The 24,780-nt window shown below is 70.9% G+C and carries 24 protein-coding genes; 16 read left to right on the top strand and 8 right to left on the bottom strand.

Annotation, left to right across the window (positions count from 1 at the left end; genetic code table 11):
* Positions 1-20 precede the first annotated feature (20 nt).
* The 6 genes from ACH4K4_RS36805 to ACH4K4_RS36780 all read left to right on the top strand — a co-directional run bounded on the left by ACH4K4_RS36805 (position 21) and on the right by ACH4K4_RS36780 (position 6,174).
* The gene (locus tag ACH4K4_RS36805) at positions 21-623 is read left to right on the top strand and encodes a 2'-5' RNA ligase family protein (RefSeq protein ID WP_398174058.1); all 603 of its coding nucleotides are present in this window, start codon (positions 21-23) and stop codon (positions 621-623) included.
* Between the two features lie 102 nt (positions 624-725).
* Positions 726-1,733: a hypothetical protein gene (locus ACH4K4_RS36800; protein ID WP_398174055.1), complete on the top strand. Its 1,008-nt coding sequence runs from the start codon at positions 726-728 to the stop codon at positions 1,731-1,733.
* Between the two features lie 58 nt (positions 1,734-1,791).
* Positions 1,792-2,913: a tyrosine-type recombinase/integrase gene (locus ACH4K4_RS36795; protein WP_398174052.1), complete on the top strand. Its 1,122-nt coding sequence runs from the start codon at positions 1,792-1,794 to the stop codon at positions 2,911-2,913.
* Positions 2,910-3,236 carry a helix-turn-helix domain-containing protein gene (locus tag ACH4K4_RS36790; protein WP_398174049.1) on the top strand — a complete coding sequence of 109 codons (327 nt, stop codon included), beginning with the start codon at positions 2,910-2,912 and terminating at the stop codon, positions 3,234-3,236. The genes ACH4K4_RS36795 and ACH4K4_RS36790 overlap by 4 nt, the downstream gene beginning before the upstream one ends.
* The gene (locus tag ACH4K4_RS36785; protein ID WP_398174046.1) at positions 3,233-5,086 is read left to right on the top strand and encodes a hypothetical protein; all 1,854 of its coding nucleotides are present in this window, start codon (positions 3,233-3,235) and stop codon (positions 5,084-5,086) included. Before ACH4K4_RS36790 ends, ACH4K4_RS36785 begins: the two co-directional genes overlap by 4 nt.
* A 254-nt stretch (positions 5,087-5,340) precedes the next feature.
* Positions 5,341-6,174 carry a hypothetical protein gene (locus ACH4K4_RS36780; protein WP_398174043.1) on the top strand — a complete coding sequence of 278 codons (834 nt, stop codon included), beginning with the start codon at positions 5,341-5,343 and terminating at the stop codon, positions 6,172-6,174.
* A 1,169-nt stretch (positions 6,175-7,343) separates the two neighbouring features.
* On the opposite strand, the gene ACH4K4_RS36775 is transcribed toward ACH4K4_RS36780, so the two are convergent.
* Entirely contained in the window at positions 7,344-7,607 is a 264-nt protein-coding gene (locus ACH4K4_RS36775; RefSeq protein WP_398174041.1) for a hypothetical protein, read from the bottom strand.
* Positions 7,608-8,015: 408 nt separating this feature from the next.
* Positions 8,016-8,213, bottom strand: a complete 198-nt coding sequence (locus ACH4K4_RS36770) for a hypothetical protein (RefSeq protein WP_398174038.1) — start codon at positions 8,211-8,213, stop codon at positions 8,016-8,018.
* Positions 8,214-8,992: 779 nt separating this feature from the next.
* On the opposite strand from ACH4K4_RS36770, the gene ACH4K4_RS36765 reads away from it, so the two are divergent.
* The gene (locus tag ACH4K4_RS36765; RefSeq protein WP_398174035.1) at positions 8,993-9,805 is read left to right on the top strand and encodes a replication-relaxation family protein; all 813 of its coding nucleotides are present in this window, start codon (positions 8,993-8,995) and stop codon (positions 9,803-9,805) included.
* A 287-nt stretch (positions 9,806-10,092) separates the two neighbouring features.
* On the opposite strand, the gene ACH4K4_RS36760 is transcribed toward ACH4K4_RS36765, so the two are convergent.
* Entirely contained in the window at positions 10,093-10,215 is a 123-nt protein-coding gene (locus ACH4K4_RS36760) for a hypothetical protein (protein WP_398174032.1), read from the bottom strand.
* A 507-nt stretch (positions 10,216-10,722) separates the two neighbouring features.
* Between ACH4K4_RS36760 and ACH4K4_RS36755 the strand changes: the two genes are divergently transcribed.
* From ACH4K4_RS36755 to ACH4K4_RS36735, 5 genes are all read left to right on the top strand, one after another.
* The gene (locus ACH4K4_RS36755) at positions 10,723-11,181 is read left to right on the top strand and encodes a lamin tail domain-containing protein (RefSeq protein WP_398174029.1); all 459 of its coding nucleotides are present in this window, start codon (positions 10,723-10,725) and stop codon (positions 11,179-11,181) included.
* A gap of 206 nt (positions 11,182-11,387) precedes the next feature.
* A complete protein-coding gene (locus ACH4K4_RS36750; RefSeq protein ID WP_398174026.1) occupies positions 11,388-11,885 on the top strand; it encodes a DUF6233 domain-containing protein in 498 nt (165 codons plus the stop codon).
* A gap of 395 nt (positions 11,886-12,280) precedes the next feature.
* A complete protein-coding gene (locus tag ACH4K4_RS36745; protein ID WP_398174023.1) occupies positions 12,281-12,697 on the top strand; it encodes a hypothetical protein in 417 nt (138 codons plus the stop codon).
* Between the two features lie 259 nt (positions 12,698-12,956).
* Positions 12,957-13,238 (top strand): hypothetical protein, encoded by a 282-nt coding sequence (locus ACH4K4_RS36740; RefSeq protein WP_398174020.1) that lies wholly within the window; start codon positions 12,957-12,959, stop codon positions 13,236-13,238.
* Between the two features lie 107 nt (positions 13,239-13,345).
* Positions 13,346-14,197: a hypothetical protein gene (locus ACH4K4_RS36735; protein WP_398174017.1), complete on the top strand. Its 852-nt coding sequence runs from the start codon at positions 13,346-13,348 to the stop codon at positions 14,195-14,197.
* A gap of 62 nt (positions 14,198-14,259) precedes the next feature.
* On the opposite strand, the gene ACH4K4_RS36730 is transcribed toward ACH4K4_RS36735, so the two are convergent.
* Positions 14,260-14,535, bottom strand: coding sequence for a hypothetical protein (locus ACH4K4_RS36730; protein WP_398174014.1), 276 nt, complete (start codon positions 14,533-14,535; stop codon positions 14,260-14,262).
* Between the two features lie 536 nt (positions 14,536-15,071).
* Between ACH4K4_RS36730 and ACH4K4_RS36725 the strand changes: the two genes are divergently transcribed.
* Both ACH4K4_RS36725 and ACH4K4_RS36720 read left to right on the top strand, forming a co-directional pair.
* Positions 15,072-17,003 (top strand): pRL2-11, encoded by a 1,932-nt coding sequence (locus ACH4K4_RS36725; protein WP_398174011.1) that lies wholly within the window; start codon positions 15,072-15,074, stop codon positions 17,001-17,003.
* A 136-nt stretch (positions 17,004-17,139) separates the two neighbouring features.
* Positions 17,140-17,949: a hypothetical protein gene (locus ACH4K4_RS36720; RefSeq protein WP_398174008.1), complete on the top strand. Its 810-nt coding sequence runs from the start codon at positions 17,140-17,142 to the stop codon at positions 17,947-17,949.
* A gap of 97 nt (positions 17,950-18,046) precedes the next feature.
* Here ACH4K4_RS36720 and ACH4K4_RS36715 read toward each other — a convergent pair whose 3' ends face one another.
* Positions 18,047-18,616, bottom strand: coding sequence for a hypothetical protein (locus tag ACH4K4_RS36715; RefSeq protein WP_398174005.1), 570 nt, complete (start codon positions 18,614-18,616; stop codon positions 18,047-18,049).
* A gap of 91 nt (positions 18,617-18,707) precedes the next feature.
* A complete protein-coding gene (locus tag ACH4K4_RS36710) occupies positions 18,708-19,250 on the bottom strand; it encodes a hypothetical protein (RefSeq protein WP_398174002.1) in 543 nt (180 codons plus the stop codon).
* 736 nt (positions 19,251-19,986) lie between these two features.
* Here ACH4K4_RS36710 and ACH4K4_RS36705 point away from each other — a divergent pair.
* Both ACH4K4_RS36705 and ACH4K4_RS36700 read left to right on the top strand, forming a co-directional pair.
* Entirely contained in the window at positions 19,987-20,700 is a 714-nt protein-coding gene (locus ACH4K4_RS36705; RefSeq protein WP_398173999.1) for a hypothetical protein, read from the top strand.
* Between the two features lie 30 nt (positions 20,701-20,730).
* The gene (locus ACH4K4_RS36700; protein ID WP_398173996.1) at positions 20,731-20,958 is read left to right on the top strand and encodes a hypothetical protein; all 228 of its coding nucleotides are present in this window, start codon (positions 20,731-20,733) and stop codon (positions 20,956-20,958) included.
* 61 nt (positions 20,959-21,019) lie between these two features.
* Here the strand turns inward: ACH4K4_RS36700 and ACH4K4_RS36695 are convergent, their stop codons facing one another.
* Together ACH4K4_RS36695 and ACH4K4_RS36690 are read right to left on the bottom strand one after the other, a co-directional pair.
* Positions 21,020-21,829: a hypothetical protein gene (locus ACH4K4_RS36695; protein ID WP_398173993.1), complete on the bottom strand. Its 810-nt coding sequence runs from the start codon at positions 21,827-21,829 to the stop codon at positions 21,020-21,022.
* Complete coding sequence (locus tag ACH4K4_RS36690) at positions 21,826-24,210, bottom strand: Helicase associated domain protein (protein ID WP_398173990.1); 2,385 nt, start codon at positions 24,208-24,210, stop codon at positions 21,826-21,828. Before ACH4K4_RS36690 ends, ACH4K4_RS36695 begins: the two co-directional genes overlap by 4 nt.
* Positions 24,211-24,780 lie beyond the last annotated feature (570 nt).

The raw sequence follows: 24,780 nt of genomic DNA, 5'->3' as shown, positions 1-24,780 counted from the left end.
CCTGCACTCCTGGTGGCAAGATGATCTGCCGTTTGCAGCACGGCGATCTGATGGGGCAGCTGGTGGAGGATTTCTATGCGGAGGTCGAGACCCGGGCGAATGCCTGGCCTGCGGGCCGGTCGGACCTGCACCAGCCCGGGCTCGCCCCGGTCGACGCCCGCTGGGTGCACACCACCGTCATGCATGGCGGCCCCGTGCAGGAGTACAAGCCCGGCGAGATCGACACCATCTTGGAGCGCGTACGCGCCGAGTGCGCCACCCTCGCACCCTTCGACCTGGTCTTCGACCGCCCGGCGATCGGCCGCGTAGCGGTGGAATGCACCGCCCGTCCCGGGGCCCCGGCCCGGCGCTTGTGGGAGCTGACCACCAGGATCGACGCCGAGGTGACCGGCGGCCGCTTTCCGACCACCCCCTCCGGCGGCTACTACCCGCACAGCTCTCTGGCATACGGGGTGGCCGGCCCCGAGCGGGCCAACCGGCAGGCCATGAAGAGCCTGCTGTCTGATCACCCTGGCGAACCGGTCGTGTTGCGCGCGGAGAAGATCTCGCTCGTCGCACAGTCCCACGACCGCCGTCACATCACCTGGCAGCACATCGCGGACGCGTCACTGGACGGGGTCTGACGCAACCGCGGCAAGGCGGTGTGTCTCGGTCACTGTGGTGCGGCGGAGTGGTCTGCGGTGGCACATCGCCCTGGCCGGAGACGTCGCGGGTACGGCTTCTCCATGCCGCCGTTCCCTCTACCTGCCGACCTTGCGCTGGCCCGCCCCGTCGACAAGATTCGCACAGGCCCGGGATGGAATCTTGAGGCGAAGGTCGACGGGTGGCGTTGCAGCGTGCACACCGGTTCCGGGCGTATCTGGAGTCGTCACGGCAAGTTGTTGACCCGGGCGTTCTCCGATGTCGCCGAGGTGGCGCGGGAGCTGCCGGACTGCGTCCTGGACGGCGAGCTGCTTGCCGTCACCGACGACGGTGCGATCTCCTTCGGGCGGCTGCAGACCCGGGCCGGACGCGGCCCGAAACCGGGCGCCGACTTCACCGTCCACCTGGCCGCGTTCGATGTCCTGGCTATCGGTGAGCGTACGGACATCCGTCCGTGCCGGTACGGGGAGCGCCGCGGGAAGTTGCTGGAGCTGCTGGAGGGTGGACCGCCGCAGATCCGCCCGGTGCCGGCGACCACCGACCTCGAGAAGGCGATGGGCTGGGTGGGCGCGCTCGGTGGTGTTGAAGGTGTGGTGTCCAAGCCGGACCGGCCCTACGCGGCCGGCCGTACGGCCTCGGGCTGGCTGAAATGGAGGAAGCGCCACACCCTGGACGTCGCCGTCCTCGGCGTCACCGGCACCACCCCGGCCACCCAGGCCCTCGTCCTCGGCCTGCCCCGCACCCGCGGCGCCCTGCGGGCCGTCGGGGTGAGCCTTCCGCTGCCGGCCGCGCTGCGCCACCAGCTCGCCAGCCTGCTGCGCCCGCAGGATGCCGGGGCCCGTAGCGAGCTGCCGGGCACCGTCGGCGGCCTGCCCGGCTCCCCGCCGATCTCCTACCTTCCCGTACGGCCCGAGGTGGTAGTGGAGATCGAGGCCGACCAGGCCGCGCCCACCGAATGGCACCGGTTCCGGCACCGGCCGCGGGTGGTGCGGGTCCGAGCCGAGTTGCATCCGATGCAACTCACGCCGCTGCCTGATCCGGACGATTCCCCAGGTCGTCAACTCGGCGGCGATCCGGGTGACGGCCGCTGACCTGCTGCTTTTCCATTCGGTAGCACGGAACGCCTCAATGTTGCGTTGAATGCAACCCGTGGCTGAGCGAGATGGTCCTCCCGGTGCGGCGCACCTGACGCTGCTCGACGGTGTGGTCCACCTGGACCCCGAGTCGGCTGTGCTGAAGGCCATGCTGGACGGCTGGGCCCGGCAGCAGCGCGTGCGGTATCTGAAGGCCGATACCATCGAGCGCCGTGAGTCCCTCGTTCACCGGCTGATCCGCTTCTCCAACCTCTATCCCTGGCAGTGGAGCGCTCCCGAGGTCGAGGCGTTCTTCGATCACATGCGGTCGGGGGAGCGGCCGATCGCTGTTTCGACGGCCCGGGGCTATCAGGCCCACGTCCGGCTGTTTCTGGAGTTCATCACCGATCCCCGCTACGGCTGGCCGGGCGTGTGCCGGGACCGGTTCGGCGCGGTGCCCAGGCAGTTCCTGGACGAGCACAACACCGTCGTCCACGTCGGCGAGTACGAGGGCGATCCGGGACGGCGGCCCTTCACCTACGACGAGGTACAGCAGCTGTTCGACGCAGCCGACCAGCGGGTGGAGGACATCCGGCGCCGCGGACGCAAGGGCGCACTCGCCGCCCAGCGGGACTCCGCGCTGATCAAGATGGTGTACGCCTTCGGACTGCGCCGCAGCTGTGCCTGGGGACTGGACCTGGCGGACCTGCGCTTCAACGCGAAGATGCCGCAGTTCGGCCGCTACGGGCTGATCCACGTCCGCTGGGGCAAGTCCTCGCGCGGCTCACCGCCCAAGCGCCGGACCGTCTACCTGGTGCCGGAGATGGACTGGGTCGTCCCGGTGCTCGTGCAGTGGGTGCAGGAGCTGCGCCCGGCCCTCTCACCGGGCGCGCACCCCGCGCTGTGGGTGACCGAGCGCCGCGGCCGTATGTCGTGCCGGCGCATGGACGACGTCTTCGCCGAGATCCGGGAACTGGCCGGCCTGGACCCGGCGCTGGACCTGCACTGCCTGCGCCACACCTACATCACTCACCTGATCGAGTTCGACTATCCGGAACGCTTCGTCCAGGAGCAGGTCGGACACCGCTACGGCTCGACGACCGCGGTCTACACGGGCATCTCCCCGGAGTACCGTAACCGCCTGCTCACCCGCGCTCTGCGGGGCCAGCACGCCGACCTGTGGGGGCCGAGCGCATGATCAAGAAGATGGGCATCTCCTGGAACCTGCGCCTGCGCATGGCGGAGCAGGGCCTGTTCCAGACCGCCGCCCTGGTGCCGCTGCTCGCCGAACGGGGCATCAACCTCTCGCGGGAGCAGGTCTACCGGCTGGTCGCCCAGGACCCGCAGCGCCTGAGCATGGACACCCTCGCGGCCCTGTGCGACATCCTCGGCTGCACCCCCAACGACCTCATCGAGGTCAAGGCCGTCAACACCCAGGTCCGCAAGACCGCCGAGGCCGACCGTCGCGATACGCAGGCGCCCGTGCAGCGCAGCACCATCCGCAGGCCAGATTTGTCGTGACGAGTGCGTCCCGGGAGTCCAAGCTCGAACCTTGCCTCGCCTGCGGTCGGCAGCGGCGGGTGCACCGGCGGCTGCCCGACGGAGCCGCGCTGTGCCAGACCTGTGGTCGGCAGCCCCCCGAACCGTGCAGCATCTGCGACCGCACTGCCGCGGTCGCCGCCCGCCCGGACGGACGGCCCCACTGCGTGGAGTGCTACCGCAAGAACCTGCGGCCGCGGCGGGCCTGCGGCCAGTGCGGCCAGGTCACCGTCATCCATGTACGGGCCCGCAACGGCCGCCCCGACCTGTGCCGCCGCTGCTGGGAAAGGCAGGAAGCAGTCTGCTCCGGCTGCGGCCGCACCCGGGCCTGCACCAGGATGTCGATCGGCAAGCCGATCTGCAGCTCCTGCCGCAAACAGCAGGTCCGCCAGGCCCCGTGCGCGCTGTGCCACAACCTACGCCCGGTCGCCGCACGGTGGCCGCTCGGCGGCGTCTGCCCCAGCTGCTACAACCGCATCCGCACACACCCCGGCCCCTGCACCATCTGCGGACAGATCCGCCCCCTGACCGGCCGGACCGAGCACGGCGGCGAGCTGTGCGGCCAGTGCTCCGGCGCCCGCAACGCCTACCTCTGCCCAATCTGCGGATCAGGCGAGGAGACCGAACGGCACGGCCGCTGCGCCCGCTGCGTACTCCGCGTCCGCCTGCCCACCGAGTTCGCCGGCCCGAACGGCACGACTCCAGCCCAGCTCGCCCCTCTTGCCGAGGCGCTGACGCATGTACCCCGCGCCCGGTCCGTCCTGGCCTGGCTCGACAAGCCCCACGGCGGTGCCGCGCTCCTGCGCCACCTGGCAGCCGACGGCACCACGATCACCCATGAAGTCCTCGATGCGGAGGCCAACCGGCCGGCCGCCGTCACTCTGCGCGCGACGCTGGTTCATCTGGGCATCCTCCCCGAACGCCGCGAAACCCTCGAACGCCTTGACCCCTGGCTTCAGCGCAAGACCGAAACCGCCCCGCCGCAACACCACCACCTTCTGCGCACCTACGGCACCTGGGCCGTCGTCCGAGAAGCCCGCCGCCGCGCCGACCGGACGCGGTTTACTCCGCAGAGCCTGGCCCGCAAACGCAGCCACCTGCTATCCGTGATCGCCTTCCTCACCTGGACATCCGAGCACCACCTCACCCTGGAAAACGTCACCCAGCAGCACGTCGACGTTTGGCTGGACGCCGGCGGACCGTCCCGACGCTCCATCCGCGGCTTCCTGAACTGGACCCACCGGCACGGTCTGACCGCCGACCTCACCGTGCCGGGCCCCAGGCGCTCGTCCGAACCGCGCGAGTGGTGCACCCCCGAACAACGGTGGACCCTGCTGGAACGCTGCCTGCACGACGACGGCCTCCCGCTCGATGTCCGGGCGGCCGGCTGCCTGATCCTCCTCTACGGCCTCAGCGGGCAGCGGATCACCGAACTGACCACCCACCACCTGACCGGAGGCAAACACCCCACCATCCTGCTGGGCACCCAGCCCGCCACCCTCCCGCCGACGGTGTTCGAACTCCTGACGCAGCAGGCCGAACACGCCGTCACCGCCTCGGCCATCGCACGCAGCAGCCCACGGGCCGGGGCTCCGTGGCTCTTTCCCGGCCAGCTCGCCGGCCAGCCCGTCACCGCGCACCACCTGACCAGTAAGCTGCGGCGCCACGGGCTCCCGGTCTTCCCCTTGCGCAACTCCGCGCTAGTCACCCTCGCCGCAGACCTTCCCCCGGCGGTCCTCAGCTCCCTCCTCGGCATCAGCCTCACCGCCGCCCTCCGCTGGAGCCAGCGCGCCGGCCGCGACTGGAACACGTACCTGGCCAGCCGCCTGTAACTGTCCGGTGCACGGGCCCGGCCCGTGCCGCACGAAAGGCCGTACGGCTGTGGTCGTCGACGCGGCTGCCCGGGTAACACTGGTAGGTGCTGTTGTCTCCGCAATTCCTCCGCCTTGTACCGACCGGGCTCTGGGTCCGGGCGCGCCGCGGCCGTGGCCGGCGAGGGGCAGCCGCGTGGCTGCTGCCGCTCCTCCTGGTGGCGGCTGCCGCGGCCGTACCGCCATCGGATGCTTCGTCCGCCGGCAGGTCCCCGATGGTGATCAGGCTGCCGGGGGCCACGTCGGCCGAAGGTCTTTGCCCCGGCCGTGGCTCCACCTTCTACGCCGGGGACTACTTCGCGGGCGACATCTACCGCGGCGATCTCCACTCGGGCGCCGCCGTCCGGTTCATCGATGCCCCGCCGGGCCGCCAGGCCCTGGGTATGCAGTCCCACGCCCGGCACCCGCTGCTGTTCGTTGCGGGAGGCTCCACGGGCCAGGCATACGTCTATGATCTGCGGCGCAAAACCACGGTGGCCGTCTACCGGTTCGGGGCCGCACACACCACCTTGATCAACGACGTCGCCCTGACCCGTGACGGTGCCTGGTTCACCGACTCCCGCCGGGCCCGACTGCACTTCGTGCCGGTCGACCCCCGCGGCATCCCCGGCCGCTTCACCACGCTCACCGTGCGCGGCCCGGCAGCCGGTCTCGCTGGCAAGTTCAACCTCAACGGCATCCGGGCCACCCCCAGCGGGCGCACCCTGGTGGTGTCGCACTCCAGCAAGGGCGCGCTGTACACCGTCGATGCCGTCAGCGGACACAGCCGGGCCGTCGCCGGAGTGAACGTGCCCATGGTCGACGGCATCGCTCTGCACGGACACACCCTGTGGGCGGTGCAGAACTTCCGCAATCAAATCCAGCGCATCACGCTGAACGGGGACCTGTCCCGCGGCATCACCAAGAAGACCATCAGCAGCGGCCTGTTCCGCGTCCCGACGGCAGCGGCCCGCTTCGGAGACCGTCTCGCCGTGGTCAACGCCAAGCTGCGCCCCGACGGCCGCCCGCCGACCGCCAAGAGCTACGAAATCGTCGTGGTGGGCACCTAGACCGGCGAACACTTTCTGAGCGCCACCGCAGAGGCGCTCGTCAGCGGAGAACACGGCGCACTTCGAATACGTGCCGGTTACCAGCTGTGCGCGAGGACCTGGCCGTCGACGAGCTCCCCGTCACCTCGTAGGCAGCCGATCGCCGACGCGGGAATATCGGAGCGGAAAAACGGTTCCTTTAGCGTTGAACGAGAGAGGACCCGACCGCCATGACCACGCCCACACCACACCCGAGCACCCCGCTGACCTGCCCGTCCGACCAGGTCGGTAGGTGCGCCCGGTGCCACCAGCCGTGCCATCGCTACGGCTTCGGAGGAAATCCTCTCTGCCTGCGCTGCCTGGAGCCGGTCCGCGCCGCGCAGGGCAGGCCCATGCCGCAGGTGGCCGCCTGAGAACCGTCACCCTTCGCCGCCGTTGACGGGCCGTCCCCGGAGCAGGCCCGGCTGGTGGAGCAGCCCCACGCGTTTGGCCACCTGATAGACAATCCACGACATCGACCCCCAAGAGCACCAGCAGCCGGGCCAGGGCCCGTACGCGCTCCGGCTCGGTGAGCGGATCGAGCTCGGCGTGCGCCTTCATCACCGCCCGCAGCTCCTGCACGCTTTCCACCCGGCGCCCCCTCCCCGGTGTGCCGTACCGTCCAGCGCACCACGGTATGAGGCCTCCGCCCAGCCCCGGGCGAAGCGATGATGGAGGTACGCCGGCCACAAGGGCTCGCACGGGGCGCGGCGCCCCGCTATCCAGCACTCGCCGCGCCCGCCGACCTGGGCGGCGACAGACCGGTCGAAGGCGCGGTCGTGGCGCGCGGCTGCACCGCGCGATCCGGACGCCCCTGCCGTTGACCGCGCATCCAGAGACGCCAGCCGCGCGATGATGAGGTGCGGACCGGGCGACGGCTGTCGGCAAGGCCGCAGCGGTCGAGGGCCGGCGGGCGTACGGGGGCGATCTGGCCGCCCCGCGCTGCGCGCGGGGTCAGTGTTGCGCAGGAGCAGCGGATTGTCAGTCACCCAAACGAGCGCTTCTGTGCCGTTTTGTCAATGTCGGGGGCGGTGCTCCCGGTCGGACGGCACACGGGCGCACGCCTGTCGGCAGTCGGCACCCACGCAGGAACGCCGGACGGAGGCGGCGCGCGGTCGAAGAAGCTGTAACCGTCGGCGCTCCCGTGGCCGTCAGCTATCAGGGTGCAGGGCCTGGCGCAGCAGAGTGACAGTGGCGGCCGCGGCCGCCACCGTGGCGTCGTCCGCGCCGCGCGCCGGATCCTGAAGCTCCTCAAGGAGGGCGACGGCGGCTTCGAGGACGCCGGCGTGGACGGTGACGGTGCGCAGCGCGGACAGAGAGGCGGCGGCGCGGCCGGCCGCGGAGACGTCGCCGGGCTGGGGGATGAGCTGGGCAACGCCCCGGCCCAGGGCTCGGGGTGCGGGGGTGCTGGTCACCGCACCAGTGTCCCGTATCGGCCCCCCTGGGCCGACGCTGGGAACGATGCGGAAGAAGACAAAGTCCGAGGGAGGCGGGCCGGGCCGGTTCGTCACCGGCGTCTGGCCGCCGCCGGCCCGGCCCGTCGTGTGGACTCGTTGTTCTTCCCCGAGACCGAGGCGGACCGAAGCTACCCCGCGCTCCGAGCCGCCGCCATGCACGCCAGGTGGCCCGGCACGTGGTCACCCGCAGGGTCAGCTGGCTGCGGTCGTCGGGATGGGCTCGCGGTCGGTGGGCTCGCAAGCGCTGCCGTGGGCGTGGCGCAGGCCGGGCCGGGGCCACCAGTACGCGCGGTGGACGGTGCCCCGGTCCCGGCTGGTCTGGAGGGTTCAGTGCTCACTCGCATGGAAGGTGTGAGTGAGCGAACCTCAGCGGCCACCCTGTTGACGCGCTCCGCCGCCCTTGGCCGCGGCCGACTGCGCGCGGGATGCGAAGCCGCTTTCGGCCGTACGGCTGCCCGGGTTCTTCGCGCCGGCGGACTGCACCCGCGAGGCCGCGGCCGGGCTCATGCGCTGGCCCGCGCCGCTCTTCGACCCGCTGCCCTTTCCACTGCTGTGCTTGCTCACGATCCTCACCTCCTTCTTCTTCCAGCCTCCTCGGCTCCTGGCCGCGCGCAACGCGGCGACCGCCCTGGGGACCGGTGCGCGCGTCGGCAAGGGGTGGCGCGCCGGGACCGCGCACCCTTGCCGGGCGCGCACGCAGGGTTCGGCAAGGGTGCGCGCGGTTCCGGCGCGGGTTGGCAAGGGTGTCGGCAAGGGGTGCTGTGATACGGCGCGGCGCGGTGCGGCGCGCTCAAGGTGATCAGGCTCGGCTGGTGCGCGTGGCGCGCCGCGCCACGCCTTTCGAAGGCGCGCCCGCCCGGTGCGCGCCCGCCCGGTGCGCGGCGCGTGCGCGCACCGGGCGCGCCAGGCATTGCCGGGTGCGCGCGTCTGCTGGGGCGGGGCGCGGTCAGGACACGGGATGCGCGCCTGCTGCCGGTCCGTGCGCGCGAAAGGAACCGGCGGGCCTCCGCTGAAGAAGCGCGGCGCTTCCGGTCACACGGGGGCGCTGGGCCGGACCTCTATAGGTCACAAGCGCGGGTTCTGTCCGGAGCCCGCACGATCGCTGGAGGTCACCCGCGATGACGTACCACCACGACGCCCGGACGACGGCGATGGCCGACGCGCGCCCCCTTGCCGACGGCTGGCAGGCCAGTGCCGTGACCAGTGCCGCGACGGCAGCGGCGGTTACGCAGGAAACCGCAGGCCACACCCCCTGCACGGCCGCGTTCCGGCGGGCCGACACCTCTCTCCTTGTCCCTGAAGCGTCAGCGACTGGGACAAGGTCTACTCCTACTGCTTCCCGGGTGCGTGCGGATGCTCTGCGGATGCTGGGGTGTGTGCGGATGGCGACGGTCCGGCAGATAGCTCAGGTCATCACGGGGGAGGGTTCGGATGGCCGGTCGTACGTACGCAGAGCGATGCGGCAGTTGAAGACCCAGGGCCTGGCGGAGACGAACGGCAAGCACGGCCGCGACCCGATCTGGAACCTGACCCCGGCAGGGTTGAAGGCTCTGGCCGCAGGCAACGAACTGCCGCCGCGCCCGCGGGCCGGTACTGGGGCCAGGGGTATCAGGGCCGGGTTCGGGCCGCACGGCATCGCGGTGACCGAGACGATCCTCGCCTACGGCGGCCGCCACCATCTGACCGCCTGGCAGGTGGAGGTCAACCACGCCATCAAAGCGATCGGCCTGAGCTTCAGCACCGACGCCGTCCTCACCCTGCCCACCGCCACCAGCGAGGTGCGCCTGTTCGAGGTCGACAACGGCACCATGACCCGCGCCCGCCTGGCCCAGGAGGTCTGGGACTACGAGCGCTACGCCGGCCACCGCGTCTGGGAAGGCGCCCGCGGCACCGTCGGCCGCTCGTACGGCTTCTGGGCCCGCCACCGCTACACCCGCAGCCGCCTGTTCCCGACCCTGCACGTCGTCCTGACCGGCCTGCCCGAACATCTCCTCCAACGGCGCCTGGAAGCTCTCGCACGCGACGTCGAGGGCATCACCATCGCGGTGCTGGCCACCACGCTGCCGCGCTTGAAGCGCGGCGAGCCCTGGTACGAGCTCGCCGTCGACGACTATCCCCGTCGGCGCGCCCGCTACCCGCAGGTGTTCAGCCGCTGACCGCCGCCCGAGGTCGAAGCCCTGGACCCGGCCCCGGCCGAACGCGGTGGAGCGGTTCTGGACGGCGGAGCTGATGCGGGATGCCGAGTCCTTGCCGATGCTGGACTACGACGAGGACGGCGAAGAGAGCGCCCCGGAGGCGTAGGCGGGCCGGGCTGGTGTCGTCACCGGCATCCGGCCGCCGCGCGCTCATGGTCCGGGGTACCGGGCTGTATGCCGGGCCCGACCTTGGCCGTACGGCCCGGCGCCTGTCGCGCACCTGCTTCAACGGGCGGTGAAGGCGCGGGTTACCCCTCGTCGTCCGGTTCCTCCTGGAGGGTGTTGTCGGTCTGGTCGTCGTCGTCCGGCCAGGTCCCGAAGGGCCCGGGCTCGCCGGGGCGGCTGGCGCCCAGCACGACGGCGCCTTTCATCCGGTGAAGGTGACCAGGAAGCACAGGAACTCCTCTTCTGCGCAGCGCTCCAGCGGGGCACCACACTCTCGCCGACGATCCGGAAGCACCCTGGGTACCCCGAAAACGGCCCGCACGGCGGCTGCCCTGTGAACGTGTTCTGCGGGCGCCGCAGCAGCCATGGCTGCTGCGCCTTCACGTACTCCTTCGTTCGCGGCGCCGGCGAACGGGGACGAGTGCCTTTTCGAACGTGACGGCGGAGCATCCCCTGCGCGATCAGGGGGCGTGCTGCTGTGCTGGTCAGCGGGGCGGCGGACACGGGGTGGGGAAGCGGCGCGTACGGGGCGCCGGGTGCGGGGGCGTGTGCGCCGGTCGCGGATCTGGTGTGCAAATGTCCGTGTTCTGTAATGACCAGTCACATTTTCAACGAGGTGGTGGGCGGCGGCCTCACTGTGGTCTCGTCCGGCGACGGTCCGGGCATCGGGTTTCACCGGCCCCCGCCTCGGGGGCTGTTCGCAGGAGGTCTCCGTGATCCGCTTCGCACCACGTCTCGCCACCGCCGTCCTCGGCTCGGCCGCCCTGGCCGCCACCATGGCGCTGCCCGCGTCGGCCACCGCTCAGCACACCCCGGCCAAGCACCGCTCGCCGATCGTGATCGGCGCCGTGCAGGCCGACAGCCCCGGACGGGACACCCGCGCCAACCGGAGCCTGAACGGGGAGTGGATCACCGTGCAGAACACCGGCCGGCACCCGGTCAACCTCAAGGGCTGGACGCTGTCCAACAGCCGCCACCAGACCTACCGCTTCAACCACCTGCGCCTGGGCGGCCACAAGACGGTGCGCGTGCACACCGGCCGGGGCCACGACAACCTCCAGCACGTCTTCCAGAACCGCCGCGACCACATGTGGGACAACAAGCGCGACACCGCCACCCTGCGCGACCAGCACCGCCACCCCATCGACACCGAACGCTGGGGACGCCGCTGACCTGATCGCCGGTGACGGCAGCGGGACCGCTGACGAACGGCCAGTGCGCCACCACCCGACGGGGCGGTGGCGCACACCCACGACACGGCCCGGACCGGGCGCCGGCCAGAGGTGTCCTGCGAAGCGCAGGGGGCGCTGGGGCTGGCGGCCCCGGGCCGTGCGGGCGGGCTGCGCGGCGGCTGGGCGGGCGTCCTAGGGTCAGAGGTGTGCAGGAGTACGACGAGGCGGCGGCGCACTGGGGCGACGGGCCCCTGGTGGCGGTGACGCTGCCGGACGGGCAGACGATTCGGGCGGTGGTCATCCGGCGCCGCCGCGACCGCTTGGGCACCTGGTGGTATACCTACCAGCTCACGCTGCCCGGCCGGGTGGACACCGCGCACGGCCCGATCCAGCAGCCGCACGTCGTCGAGCTCAGCGCTCCGCATCCGATCGTGCAACCGATCGAGGGCGAGGACTACACCGTTCTGGATCCGCCGCCGCCGGAGAAGCGCACCCGCTGGCGCGTCGACGTGACGCGGGACGGACGCCGCCTGGTGCACCGCCTGGACTGCGCCGCCGGATCCGAGGGCGGCAGCCTGGCCACCGACGCGGACGCCCTGCGGCTCCTGGCCCAGGGGCCGGAGGTGGCCACCACGTGCGCGATCTGCCGGCCGGAGGCGGTGCTGCGTACGCTGCCTCCGCCGCCGGCGGACGACGCGTTCTGATGCCTCGGTGCCATCCCGGACCCGGCGGTGGGGCGCCGGGGGCGGCGAAGCGTCGGCCCGCGTAATGCCGGGGGCGGTGGTGGCTCCTCCAGGGCTCCGGCGACCTTGCGGGCCAGCGATGCGATGTGGGGCGGGAGATAGGTGTCGAGGGAGTCGATGTCGTCGCTGAGCTTGGCGCCCAGCCCGTGCAGGAACGCGGCGGTGAAGAGTTGCTGCGGGTCGTCGGGCGTGAGAGCAGTCTTGGCGCGTGCCTGGGCCCACGCGTACTCGAAGCCCAGCTCGGGGCGTCGGTTTCGGGGTCGGGATCTCCCAGCAGGCCCGCCAGCTCCGCTTGTACCTGGCCACCCGATGCCCGGGATGGCAGGCTCTGTCTGCATCTCGAAGGGAGCTCCTTGATGACCGACAAGCCGGAGACGGAACGCGTCGACTGCACCGACTGCTTCGCTCTGCCGGACCTCGACAACACTCGCATCGCGTACGTGAAGGCCGGCGGCGGGGTCAGCGAGACCTGGCACACGCCCGACTGCCCAACCCTGGCGATCACGGAAATCAATCTGGTGGAGGGCAACAAACGGACCCAGGAGCAAGAGGAGTGGGCCCAAGGCGTCTTCCCCGCCGCGCATGACCGGCTCAAGAAGGCCGCCGCCGAACTGCCCGCCGACATCGACGCACAGCCTTTCGTCGACGCCCTCACCGAACTGGTCCAAGCGCAGGCCGACACCACCGGCTACGTCGTCCTGCACCGCTGGGCGGAGATCCTGGAGCGCCACTTCCCACCGAAACTCCCCGACCCTGACCGCACCACCGAGTAACACCTGAAGGCGGCACAGCCAGACAGCGGAGCCCGCCCGGTCGATAGACGGCCGCCACCCTGGCGATCAGGCACGACGTATCCGGAACCGGTGCGGGGAGCCGGGCAGAGCACGAGGACGTCCGCTGCGCGGGTGCTCCGGGCTCTTCGTACCACGCTTCCTGTCGGGCCTGGGCTTTCCCTTACGGCCCGTTGACCAGCCGCAGGGATAGCGGGGAAGACCGCCCGGGTTGTCGGTGGGTGCTGGGAGCCTGGCTGTTATGGACAGGGACAGGGATGAGGAGCTGCTGCGCGGCCGGGTCTACGGCACGGACTTCGACGACCCGCACCCAGGCCCGCGGGCGGGCCGGACGTACGCGGAGCTGGTGGGCGGGCCGCTGGACGGACTGCTGCTCGACATCACCGGCTGGACAACGGAGGAGGTCGCCACGGGCGCCGCGCTGATGACGGAGCTCGGGCAGTTCGGCGCCGGCGGCCGGGCGCTGTACGAGCCCCGGCCGGGCGATGCGAGCCGGTGGGACTGGGACGGCGACGTCCCCTAAGAACCGGACTGCCGCGGGAGGCACGCAGCGGCTGCGGCGCGGCCCCGTCCGACGCACCATGGCGCTGAGCGGTGTGGCGCGGTACATGTACATGTACATGTACCGGCATGGCGGGGCAGCGGGTGCGGTGGCCGGCCGTCGTGGACCGGGCGCGACAGATCGTGGACGGGTACGCGCCGTTGAAGGTGACGTTGCGGCAGGTGACATACCGCCTGGTCTCCACGGGCGTGCTGCCGCATACGGCGCCGATGTACCGGCGGCTGTCCGCGAGGCTGGCGCAGGCCCGCCGCGAGGGCCGCTTCCCTGACCTGATCGACACCGTTCGCGACGTGCACGTACCGGAAAGCTGGCCGGACGCGGACACGTTCGTACGGCAGATGCCGGAGTGGTTCCGTCTGGATCGCACCGCGGGCCAGCAGTACGCCCTGTACGTCGCGGCGGAGAAAGATACTCTCCGACAGCAGTTGACCGGCTGGCTCGCCGAGTACGGCATCCCCGTGCTGGTGGTGCGCGGTTTCGGCTCCCAGTCCTACGCCGATGTCGTCCGCCGCCGCACCGCCCGTGATCCCCGCGAGGCACACCTTCTTTACCTCGGGGACCTGGACGCCTCGGGCATGGACATCGAACGCGACTGGGTCCAGCGCACCGGCTGCTGGAGCCGAGTCACCCGCGTGCTGCTCACGTACGAGCAGGTGCGCGCGTACGGCCTGCCGGCGACCGAGGGCAAGCGCGGCGACCCGCGGTGGCCGGCCTTCGCCCGCCGCTACGACCTTGATCCCGCGCGCCCGGTGCAGTGGGAGGTCGAAGCCCTCGAACCGCACGAGCTGCAACGCCTGGTCCTCGCCGCCGTCGCCCCCTACATCGACCGCCAGGTGCTCGCCGAGCAGATCGCCCGCGAGGAAGCCCAGCGCCGCGCCCTGGCCGACTTCCTCGGCGGCTGGGGCACGGCGAGTGGCTAGAACCCGCGGTGCTGGCCCGTCGGAATGTGCGGTCGGGCCAGCAGCGTCGTCGTCAGGTCAGGTCACCGTCGGCGGAGAACATCCCGGATGCCGATGTTTCCTGCGAATGCGCTGAGCTTGTCGAGCACTTCGAGGAAGGGGGTGTCGGACAGCACGCAGATGACGGCGGCGATGAGCGCGAAGGCGGTGAGGGTTCCCAGCGTGGCGAGGAAGGGCTCGCTGAAGAGGCGTACGCCCTGCCAGGTGCGGGCGCGGAACCAGGCTGCGAGCCGGCGGTGGCGGGGTATGCGGGGGCAGGGCGGTTCGGACGGGGCAGGGGTGGGCTCGGGCTGGGACATGGGTGCACTCCTCGGCGCAGGTGACAGGCGGCGGTCGGTCTCGGACAGCGCGGTGGCTGTCGCGTCCGCGGTCAGAGGCCGCGCGGTCGGCCGGCGCCTCGGCGTGCTGCGCGAGGGCGCCCCGGAGGCGGGCTGTCGGGCCCCGGCTCCGGGTGGTGTTTCCACGGTAGGCGAAGACGGCGACGGCATTGCCCCGGGCCGAGCCTGACGGTCGTTCACGGCTTACTCCTTCTTGATCGATAACAGCCGGGCGGAAGAGTGCAGGGGCGCTGAGGTTTGTGTCTCGTCCTCAGCTCGCACCACCGCCCACTGCTTGAGCGGGCCTCGGTGGCGGCTGGACAGCAGCGGGCGGCGACGTTCATGAAGAAGGCCCGAACCGAGAGGTCCGGGCCTTGCTGCGAGGTGGTGTGTGACGCTGTCGGACTGTCCACAGCGGTGGCGGCATTTGCATAACTCTGTCCACAGGTGAGCTGGTTTACGTTCGCTGTCCGCTTCCGGGGGTGAGATGCCGGAAGGCACGGCGAAAGGCATCACGCATGGCGCAGAGCAAGTTCGACAAGCAGGTGGAGGAGACCGCCGAAACGCTCGCGTTTGGCATCGGCCGGTTCCTGGCTGGCCGGGACTTGGACGGCATCCGCCGCACGGATGCGACGTTCTTCCGTACCGGCCGCAGGGTGCTGCCGAAGACGGAAGGCCGGGTGCGCCGTGCCTCCTACCGGGCCGGGTGGCAGCGCCTGGCGGTGCGGCTGACCGTCCTGGGCGCGGTGACCGAGGCCGGCTACCTGGCCGGCCGCCACCCGGGCACCACCTTCGAGACCGCCCGTGCGCTGTGGGATGAGCCGCAGGGCGTCCTGCAGGTGCTGGAGACCGGCGGTATCGGCGTGGCCGGCGTCGCGGCTGCGGGCGGCCTGGCGTACGGGGTCCTGGGCCGGGAGCGGCGGGAGCTGATGCGCGAGTGGATCGTCCCGCTGCATCAGGCACTGCACCGGCCGCTCGGGATGGCGGAGCAGACCGACCCGCGCCGCTACTTGCACGTCCCGAAGAACTTCTCCGACGACGATGCGGAGATACGCATCGACCTGCCCACCAGCCTGGCCTTCTCCCGCGACGTCATCGCCGACCTCATCACCCAGAAGCTCGCCCTGGAGGGCGTCACCTTCGCCTGGCACCCGGCCGGGGCCGCGCCGTACGTGCTGGTGAAGAAGACCCGCAAGCCCCCGGCCCGGGCCCTGTTCAAGGACCCGAAGATGCGGGAGCTGGTGGCCAAGGCCAAGGAGTCCGCGCCCGTCATCGGGGTCGGGTCCGGCGGCCGGGCCGTCTCCGTTGACCTGGACGACCAGTCCCCGCACATCCTGGTCAACGCCTCCACCGGCGGCGGCAAGTCGGTGACGTTGCGGTGCATCGCCTGCCAGATGCTCCACCACGGCTCGCTCGTGTTCGTCCTGGACACCAAGCGGATCTCCCACCCGTGGGCCTCCGGGCTGCCCGGGGTCACGTACTGCCGCGACATCGCCGACATCCACGACCAGCTCATCGCCCTCGGCACGGAGGGCCGGCGCCGTACCCGCGTCGCCGACGACCTGGGCATCGGCGCCGACCCCAAGGCCATCGGCCCGCGGCTGCTGCTCCTCCTCGAAGAGGTCAACGCGACGATGAAGCAGCTGGCCCGCTACTGGGACAAGATCCGCGAGTCCGGCGACCCCAAGGTCTCCCCGGCCGTCGACGCGCTCAACGAGATCCTGTTCATGGGCCGCCAGCTGCGCATGCACGTGCTCCTGGTCGCGCAGTCCGCCACCGCCCGCGCCCTGGGAGGCCCGGAGGCCCGCGAGCAGTTCTCCACCCGGATCCTGGCCCGCTACAGCGTCAACGCATGGCGGATGCTCGCCCCGGAGGTCCACCCGGCGCCGAAGTCCGCCAAGCACCCCGGCCGCGCTCAGGTGGTCAGCGGCGGGGCCGCGCGGGAGACGCAGATCCTCTTCTTCACCGAGGCCGAAGCCCGCGAGTGGGCCACCACCGGCAAGAAGGCCGCGGCCGCTTGCGGGCCCGCCCCGGTGCAGCTGCACAAGCCACCCGCCGAAGCCCTCTTGGGCACCCGGCCCACCAGCACCGGCGAACTCCCGCCGGTCCCCGAGCCGCCCGCGAGCGGGGACCGGCCCGCCGACCCCCGGAACCCCGTCCCGGCCCCGGCCGCCGCGCCCGGCGAGCTCACGGGCAACGCCACGGCGCCGCCGGCGACCCCTGCCCCGGCCCGGGTCGACGACGACCAGGCGGTGGGGCTCCGCGAGGCCGCCGACCACCACCTGCCCGGCATCACCCTGGCCGCGCTGCGCTTCGCCCGCGCCAACGACCCTGCCTTCCCCGCCTCGGCCGGCAAGCGCGGCGCCGAACTCCTCTACCGCGTCGGCGACCTCAAGAAGTGGGCCCGCAACCGGCCCCGCGCCGCCATCGGCACCACCGACCTCGACTGATCCCCTGCGGGCGGCGGGTCGGAAATCCGACCGGCCGCCCATCAATCCGGACCTGTCCGCTTTCGCCGACACGATCTCCCCGGCCCTGGAGAACGCCCGGTTCACCAGGCATCACACAGAACAGGAACACCGCACCATGAAGAAGACCGCGCTCCCGACGATGCTCAGCTTCTCCGCCCCCGACCTGCGCGAGCAGATAGAGGCTCTGCCCGAGGGGACGGCCCTCATCGGCATCAGCACCGACGGCCGCGCCATCGCCATCGACCTGAACGCCTGCCCCCACGTTCTCGTCTGCACCTCCAGCGGCGGCGGCAGCACCACCGTGCTGCGCTCCCTGACCGCCCAGTTCCTGCACCAGGGCGCGCACGCCCTGGTCCTTGACCCCAAGCGGATCTCCCACCTGTGGGCCAGGGGTCTGCCGACCGTGACCCACCGCGGGAACGTCGCCGGCATCCATGACGCCTTGGTCGGCCTCGGAGAGGAACTGTCGCGCCGCCTCGACCTCGCCGACACCGAGCTCGACGCCGCGCCCCGGCTCGTCGTCTCCATGGACAGCGCCCACAGCGCGTTGCGCCAGCTCACCCGCTACTGGGAGACGTTCCGCAGCAAGGACGACCCGCGCATGTCCCCGGCCGTCTCCGCCCTCGAGGCCGCGTTGTACACCGGGCGCGCGATCCGCGTCCACGTCATCCTCGACGGCACGCCGTCCTCCAGCGTCCTCGGGGTGGCGCCGCACGAGATGTTCGGCACGGTGATCCTGGCCCGGGTCACGACCACCACCTGGCAGCGCCTCGCCCCGCTTGCTGGCCCCGCGCCGAAGCCGAGCAGGCTCTCGGGCCGCAGCCACGTCATCCAGGAGAACGAGGCTCACGAGACGCAGGCGATCTGGATGACCGACGCCGACGTCGTCACCTGGCTCACCGACCCGGACGACCACGAGAGCTGACCCGGCGACGGACACACCACGGGCCCCGGGGAACTGTCATGACATCCCCGGGGCCCGGTATGGGGTCGCACTGTCCGGCGACCGCGCGGCCCCGGCGTCAGGTCGCGGCCAGTTCCGGCACTTCGAGAGCTTCGGCCACCCTGCGGGCCAGCTGCGCCACCTGTGGCGGCAGGTAGCTGTCCAGCGAGTCGACGTCATCGCACAGCCGCGCCTTCAGCCCGTGCAGGCAGGCCTCGGTGAACAGCTTCTGCGGGTCGTCCTCGGGGTGCTGCGCCTGCTCGGCCTGCCGCTGGCCCCGGCCGTACCGCATCCGATTCGCCGGCGCCCGCATCGCCTCGTGCGAGAGCGCCTCGCCCACCAGACCTGCCACGTGCGCCCGGTCATCGTCCTGCGGACCGGCGGACCGGAGCTCCTGCTGCTCGACCTGCAGGTAGCCCCGCAGCGTGTCGGGCGCCATGCCGGTGTGCTCGCAGTACGCAGCGATCAGCATGGCCACCATGTTCATGGTGTCCGCCGCGTCCGTGGCCCGGTACAGCGACATCCGCTTCCAGGTGTGGGCCTGGTCGGGCTCGGTGTACCGCAACACCTCCTGGCAGTTCTGCACGCCCTCGGAGACCAGCTGGTGGATCGCCCGCCGCAGAGGCTCGGGCATCGGGGTGGAGTCCATGACCGCACGCTAAAGGGGCCACGGCCCAGGGCACCGGAGCCCTTCCCGCGGCTCATCCGGACGGGCGACGACACCGCCGCCCATCCGGATGTCAGCGACCGCAAGCGGCGTAGGTGTCGTCAGATGGACGTTCGCCGAAACGGTTCAGGCCTTGGTCGTCAACGAACCCCAGACCCTGCGCCTTGTGCCTTCCGCCATGTCCCCGAAAGAGGACACACAGATTGATGCCGCGCTCCCCAGCCTCCCAGTCGCAGGTGCCCGGCTGCCGGATCTCCCGGGCACCGGGAACCCCAGCCCGCCAGAACATCCACATGTCCATATCGCACACGCCGTCATCGCTGAACCCGATCTCCGCTGCATGCGCGTCCTCGTGCCCAGGCTCCAAACCGCACTCCAGCATGGAACGGACCTCTTCGGTGATCATCTCGGCGTAGCAGACTCCGAAGTGGGCATCGCGGCCACGCGGGCATCGCTCCGGAGGGTGCCCAGGCTCGATCGACACCTCTTCCCAGAACAGGGACATCCCCGGAGTCTCCTGCACGTACGCAGTCTCACGAGGCAGGATTTTCAGCTGCTTTGAACAAGAGGTGCGGTCCGGGGCGACCTTGGCCCCAGCTGCGGTCGGCGTCGTCATGCCAAGATCAACGACGCCGACCGTCGCACTGTACGCCGCCTATTGGGTGACGCCGCTCCGCCAGCCCGGTCACGCCCTTGCGCTACTGGTTCGCGCTGGTCGTGGCTACGCCCGCTTCCTCGCACCCCAACTGACCGGTCTGGCCTGCGTGTGGACGCCGACATTCGGCGCCACGCCGCACTGTCCACGAGCGTCAGCCGCGGGGCCCTCGCCGAAGTCGTTCTTCGCGAAACTGACGGACCTGTACGCGCCGCTGGGAACACCGCCCGCTGCCCAGCACCGCGCCTCCTCGTACGGCTCTGCGCGCGGCTGGCCCGCCTCGCAGAACCCCTATCGGCGCCACGCAGCCCATGGGGGAGCAGCCCAAGATCCCAGGGTTTACACGCACTCCAGTGCGATGTCGCTGTATCCAGACCCCCGGCATCGTACTGAGGTGCGTGTAGGCACTGGGGTGCGATGCCGATGGCCCGAAGTAGCCAACGCCCCGGCCGCGCAGCGCGCCCAGGACCCGCTGACGCGGTGCCTTCGTGTGATCGGCTGCTGTGGAAACGGCATTGTTGCCAGCGTGGCTGCCGAGTCATGCTGGCTATCACCGCGCGGCGTGGGGCCCGGCGGTACAGCCTGCTGGAGGACCACGGTGACGAGCGGACGGCCCGACGCGCCAGGAGTAGCGGCGCGGCACCGCGCCCACCTAGAGGCATTCGTAGTACGCGCCCGCCGGGTGGAGGCGCACTCGATGGCTTCCGACTGGGATGTCCTGGTCGCCCTGGCCGGCGCAAAGTTCTCGGTGAGCGTTCTGGCGAACGGCGAGGCCCGGTTCCGGCAGGAACTGCCGCCCGAGGAACTGGTCGAGTCGGCCGCAGCACGGATCAGACCGATCCTGCTGGAGAAGGACCCCTGCTCGCACTGGAAGGCTCTGGCGGGGTTGGGATACTTCTGCCGGTCGATGCCGCATGAGACAGCGTGGGTGAAGGAGGCGCGGGCCGAGTGGCAGGCGAGAACAGCGGCGGCACCCGCTCGGGAGACCGGATACCGCGTCATGATCGGCGACACCGCAACCGGACACACCGCCGACCTGGGTGATCAAGAGTTGGCGTGGGCGTGGATTTACGGCGATGTCGTCCACCACGACACGGACCGGCGCCGAGAAGCCGACCCGTTCGGCCTGTCGGAGCGCTTCCGTGCTGCGGTACCGCTGGTCGCCTGGAGCATGGTCGGCACGATCGAGCTGCTCAACTACATCCGGGCTCTCCAGGCCGACGGCGTTCTCGGGCTTCGCCCCGATGTGTTCGATCAAAAGGTTGTGCTGGAGACGACAACGTGGGAGGCGACTGGGCGGGTATTCGCTGCTCCTGTCGACACGCCCGCGCCCGCGGATGCGCTGACCCCCTATGACAAGCGGTGGATAGTGATATCGAGCGCCGCTGATCTGCGGCGGGCAGCGGGGTGACCAGCATGGCGCAGTGGTCGTTCACCGCGCATGCCTGACGAACTTCCTTCGCCCGAAGAGATCGAAGCCGCCTGTACGCCCGCCGGTGGATGGAAGCCTGCCCAGCTCGCTGCCTGGGGAGTCCCGTGGCCGCCGCCCAAGGGGTGGAAGGACGAGTTGGTCGAGCGCTGGGAGGCCGCCCGCCAGAATGGCGCGCCGCTGCCCCTGCCCAGCCCGCCCCCGGCCGACTTCGCCCAGGAGACGCTCGACTTCGGCTGACCGACGACAGCGGGGCCGGACAGGATCACCTTGTCCGGCCTCGCTGCTCGTTCCCGGCTGTTCACCGGCTGAGGCGGATGCGTGGCCCCCACGCGAACTCGAGGTCGTCCAGGAAGACGGTCTCCAGCTCTTTCTCCCACTGGGCGCGCAGACCGAACGGGTTGGCCTCCATCCGCTCCAGGATGACCAGGGTCTCGGGCTGCCCGATCAGCGCGTACCGGCCGTGCGAGGCGGGCCTGCTGCCCGGCCCATACGCCCGCAGCAGCTCCTCCAGGCGGGCGCGGTGCTGCTCCACGAACGCCTCCAGGCGCTCGATGTACCCCTGGCGTTCCTCGGTGCGCACCGCGCTCAGCGCGACGTCTAGGAACTCCCCGTCCGGCCAGTGCCGCTCGCCCGGTGCGGCCAGGGCCCACGGGAAGCGTTCCGCGACCGCCAGGACGTCCGCCGCATCCAGCGCCGGAGCTGAGCCCGGGTCCTCCACCGGAGCCTCCTGCGGGGCAGGGGAGGCCATCTGCTGGAGGTGTGCGGCCAGCAGGGCGCTGGACGCGGCGCGCCCGCGCTGCGCGGTGGCGGTGGTGTCGGCGATGCGCAGCAGGTGGCTGGCGACGTCGCGGACTCCGGCGTGCCAGCCGTCCTCGAACCGCGGCTCGGAGCCGTGCGGGGCGCTGCTCCCGGAGATCCAGGTGTGGGCGCCAGCCACCGCACCGGCCTCCAGCTTCGAGACGATGTCGTCGGCCTGGTCGTCCGCGATGCCGGCGGCGGCCAGGGCCTGGAAGACGGTGAACCGCGCCGCCGTAGCCTCGTGCTGGTGATGGCTGATGCCGGCCAACTCCTGGCCGTACGCGTCCGCGTCGTGCTGCCCGGTGCTCATGCTGCCCACTCCAATCCGAGATCGGCCAACTGCTGCAGCTTGTCGGCGGTGAGCTTGGCGCGCCTGGACTTGGTGTTGGACAGGAATACCCCGAGCTTGATCTCGGTGCCGTCCTCCAGCCGCTCTACGTGGGCCCTGGGGACCGTCACGGAGCCCGTACGGGCCTTGTACTGGGCCAGGGCTGCGACACCCCGCTCGAAGGCGCCAGAGGCCCCCTTGGACGGCTTCGCCGGCGCTTCCTTCTCTGGGGGCAGCGGCCGGACCCCGAGCTGCTCCAGGCGCTCGCGCTGCCCGTCCATCAGCGCCTGCCACACCGCGTGCTGCCTCTGCCGCTCCAGCCACCGGCCGACGTCCATCCCGTGCACGGTGACGCCCGGCTCCACGTACGCCAGCACGCTCTCCTCCACGAGCATCTCGCGCACCGCGGCGTAGTGCCGCTGCCACTCCGCCGACCAGTCCGGGTTCCAGTCCTCGTCGATCTCCTCGAGCGCCGTCTCCCACTCGGGGTGGCCCTCCAGGGCGCCGGGGCGGCGCAGGTTGGACAGCCACTGCCCGATCGGCCGGTCCAGCATCGTCGCGGACCGGGGCGCGCACAGCGTCCAGTGCTCGTCGTAGTACGCCTTCGCCGCTTCCAGGTTCTCCTGGAACCGTTCATCCGCCGGCGACCAGACCATGCCTAGCTTCTCCAGCCGCTTCGCGCGCAGGCCGCTCATCTGCCCGGCCCCGTACGCCCGCCGCTGTTCTGCCACCCACTGTCCAAGGGGTGTGGCTCCCTCCCGGTGGCCGTACGGCACGCGGGCGTGGCCTTCACGCTCGGTGAACGCCTTGAGCTTCGCCCAGCCGCGGGCCCAGTCCTGCCGCTCGGTGTCGATCACGTTGAAGGACACCCAGTCCGCGACCATCACCGGATCCCGCGGAGCCGCGAAACGCAGCAGCAGACGGGATTCATCCTCGCCTTCTTCCGGCTCCGTACCGATATCCACGGACGGCTGCGCAACGTCTTTCTGCGGCTCCTGCGGAATGGCCAGCAATTCCACGGCCTCTTCATCATGAGCCCGCAGACCTTCCAGGACCTTCACCAAAGGACGGTACGAGGCGGAGGTGAACATGTCTTCAGGCTGCTCCCCGGGCTGGAGGAATACCGGCACAATCAACGAGGCCAGTTTCCCTTCCCCCGGCTTCTGCCTCAGCGCCCGCCCGATGGCCTGCACGATGTCGTGCGGCGCGCCCTTCGGGTCCAGCAGCGCCACACAGTCCACGGCCCGGATGTCGACGCCCTCACCCAGCACCCGGCAGTTGCACAGCACCGCACGCCGCGCCGTGCTCGCGAACGTACCGAGCACCCCCCGCCGGCGCTCGGGCACGTGCTCCCCGCACAGCCAGTCCGCCCAGATCGTCGCCGGGTACTTCTCCGGATCGTCGGCGTGCAGCTTGGCCGCCACCCGCTGCAGGCCCTCCGCGTACGCCTGCGCCTCCATGGTCCGGTGGTGGAAGGTGATGCAGGTGTTCAGGTGGTAGTCCGCCATCGTGCGCAGCAACGCGGCCTGGAGCGCACCGAGCCGCTGCCCGCGCACCTCCTCGCTACGCCGCTCCTCACCCATCAGCCGCTCCGGCGTGACGACCGGGTCCGCGAGCTCCACCACGATGATCTGATACCGCGCAAGCAACCCGCGGGAGACCGCCGACGCCAAGGACAACTTGTACAGGACGGGACCGAAGATCTCCTCGTCGTCCATGGAAGCCGCCATCTCCTTCGGCAGCGCTTCCCGGATCCCTTCGGCGACCTCCCAGTTGGGCCGCTCCTGCCAGATCCGCGGCGTCGCCGTCATGTACAGCCGCCGGCGTGCCGGAATGATCTGCTGGTCGTGGACGTCCGCCCACGCCTTCCCCAGCGAACCGCTGGTCCGGTGCGCCTCATCGACCACCACGAGGTCCATCGGCGCCAGCTGCTGGCCGTAGGCGCCCTCGAACGCCTCCGCCAGCACCGGCAGCGACGCGTAGGTGGCGTAGATGGTCACGGGCCCCTGCCCGTGCCACATCGCGAGCCGCACGGGATTCGTGGTGCACCGCACCCCCAGGTTCCACAGCTCCGGGTCATCCTGGGGCGAGCACACCGCGACCGCCGGCCCGGTGTGCCCGGCCCCGTGCCACGCCTTGATCGTCTGGGCGAGCAAATCCAACGTCGGCACCAGAATGAGATCACGGCCTTTGGGTACAAGCCGCTTGGCCGCGGCGGCGGCGATGATGGTCTTCCCTGTCCCGCACGCGGCATGCACCTGCCCTCGCAGACCGTTCACAGGAATGCCGCCCGGCGGAATATCTAGACCGCGCACAATGGCAGCAACGGCCTCGATCTGATGGTCACGCAGTTTCACTGCCATACCCCGTGTTCTCCTTTTCGCAGAATGCACGCGTAATCAGGGAGGAAATCCCGGCGCGGGTACGCGGCGTTGGGGGTGCGGTGTCCAGTCCCAAACTCTACACAGTGCTGAGCAGTGATGCACCAACGTCGAGCCAACTTGCCCCTCCAGGGTGATACATGGCCCGATCCAGCCCACGAACGGCCGATCTCCTGTATGCTGGCAGGGTGCAGTGAACGCGCACAGGACAGGTTCCGGGCATAGGGGAGGGGTTCGGGTGGAGCGCAGCGGAGCCCGTCACTGCGGTGCGGCCGGCATCCGATGGAGCCGATGGCCCGTCACACCCGTGGCGGGGGTGGTGAGCAGTAACCCCAAGCCCTACACAGGCCCGCGCATGATGCACCTCCCCTCGTAGCCAACCGAGGCAACCGCGCTTGCGCGGGTGCCCACAATTCGCGCTTGCGCGAATTGTCCTGCTTTTAGAATTCCGCTCGCGGAATTCAATTCCGGCGCTTGCGCCGGAATCCGAATTGCGCTTGCGCAATTCGCGCTCTATGCCCCGGCTTGCCGGGGCATATCCCGCTCCGCGGG

The sequence above is a fragment of the Streptomyces sp. NPDC017529 genome (assembly GCF_044329785.1).
Lineage (GTDB): Bacteria > Actinomycetota > Actinomycetes > Streptomycetales > Streptomycetaceae > Streptomyces.
The sequence above is the reverse complement of the archived record's forward strand: the minus strand, read 5'-3'. Positions and strand labels throughout refer to the sequence as shown.

Coding starts and splice junctions, on each gene's coding strand:
- ACH4K4_RS36805 (WP_398174058.1), top strand. CDS start 21: ATGATCTGCCGTTTGCAGCACGGCGATCTGATGGGGCAGCTGGTGGAG.
- ACH4K4_RS36725 (WP_398174011.1), top strand. CDS start 15,072: ATGGCGCAGAGCAAGTTCGACAAGCAGGTGGAGGAGACCGCCGAAACG.
- ACH4K4_RS36700 (WP_398173996.1), top strand. CDS start 20,731: ATGCCTGACGAACTTCCTTCGCCCGAAGAGATCGAAGCCGCCTGTACG.
- ACH4K4_RS36800 (WP_398174055.1), top strand. CDS start 726: ATGCCGCCGTTCCCTCTACCTGCCGACCTTGCGCTGGCCCGCCCCGTC.
- ACH4K4_RS36730 (WP_398174014.1), bottom strand. CDS start 14,535: ATGTCCCAGCCCGAGCCCACCCCTGCCCCGTCCGAACCGCCCTGCCCC.
- ACH4K4_RS36710 (WP_398174002.1), bottom strand. CDS start 19,250: ATGACGACGCCGACCGCAGCTGGGGCCAAGGTCGCCCCGGACCGCACC.
- ACH4K4_RS36745 (WP_398174023.1), top strand. CDS start 12,281: ATGACCGACAAGCCGGAGACGGAACGCGTCGACTGCACCGACTGCTTC.
- ACH4K4_RS36760 (WP_398174032.1), bottom strand. CDS start 10,215: ATGAAAGGCGCCGTCGTGCTGGGCGCCAGCCGCCCCGGCGAGCCCGGG.
- ACH4K4_RS36695 (WP_398173993.1), bottom strand. CDS start 21,829: ATGAGCACCGGGCAGCACGACGCGGACGCGTACGGCCAGGAGTTGGCC.
- ACH4K4_RS36790 (WP_398174049.1), top strand. CDS start 2,910: ATGATCAAGAAGATGGGCATCTCCTGGAACCTGCGCCTGCGCATGGCG.
- ACH4K4_RS36780 (WP_398174043.1), top strand. CDS start 5,341: ATGGTGATCAGGCTGCCGGGGGCCACGTCGGCCGAAGGTCTTTGCCCC.
- ACH4K4_RS36735 (WP_398174017.1), top strand. CDS start 13,346: ATGGCGGGGCAGCGGGTGCGGTGGCCGGCCGTCGTGGACCGGGCGCGA.
- ACH4K4_RS36720 (WP_398174008.1), top strand. CDS start 17,140: ATGAAGAAGACCGCGCTCCCGACGATGCTCAGCTTCTCCGCCCCCGAC.
- ACH4K4_RS36690 (WP_398173990.1), bottom strand. CDS start 24,210: ATGGCAGTGAAACTGCGTGACCATCAGATCGAGGCCGTTGCTGCCATT.
- ACH4K4_RS36715 (WP_398174005.1), bottom strand. CDS start 18,616: ATGGACTCCACCCCGATGCCCGAGCCTCTGCGGCGGGCGATCCACCAG.
- ACH4K4_RS36740 (WP_398174020.1), top strand. CDS start 12,957: ATGGACAGGGACAGGGATGAGGAGCTGCTGCGCGGCCGGGTCTACGGC.
- ACH4K4_RS36705 (WP_398173999.1), top strand. CDS start 19,987: ATGGCTTCCGACTGGGATGTCCTGGTCGCCCTGGCCGGCGCAAAGTTC.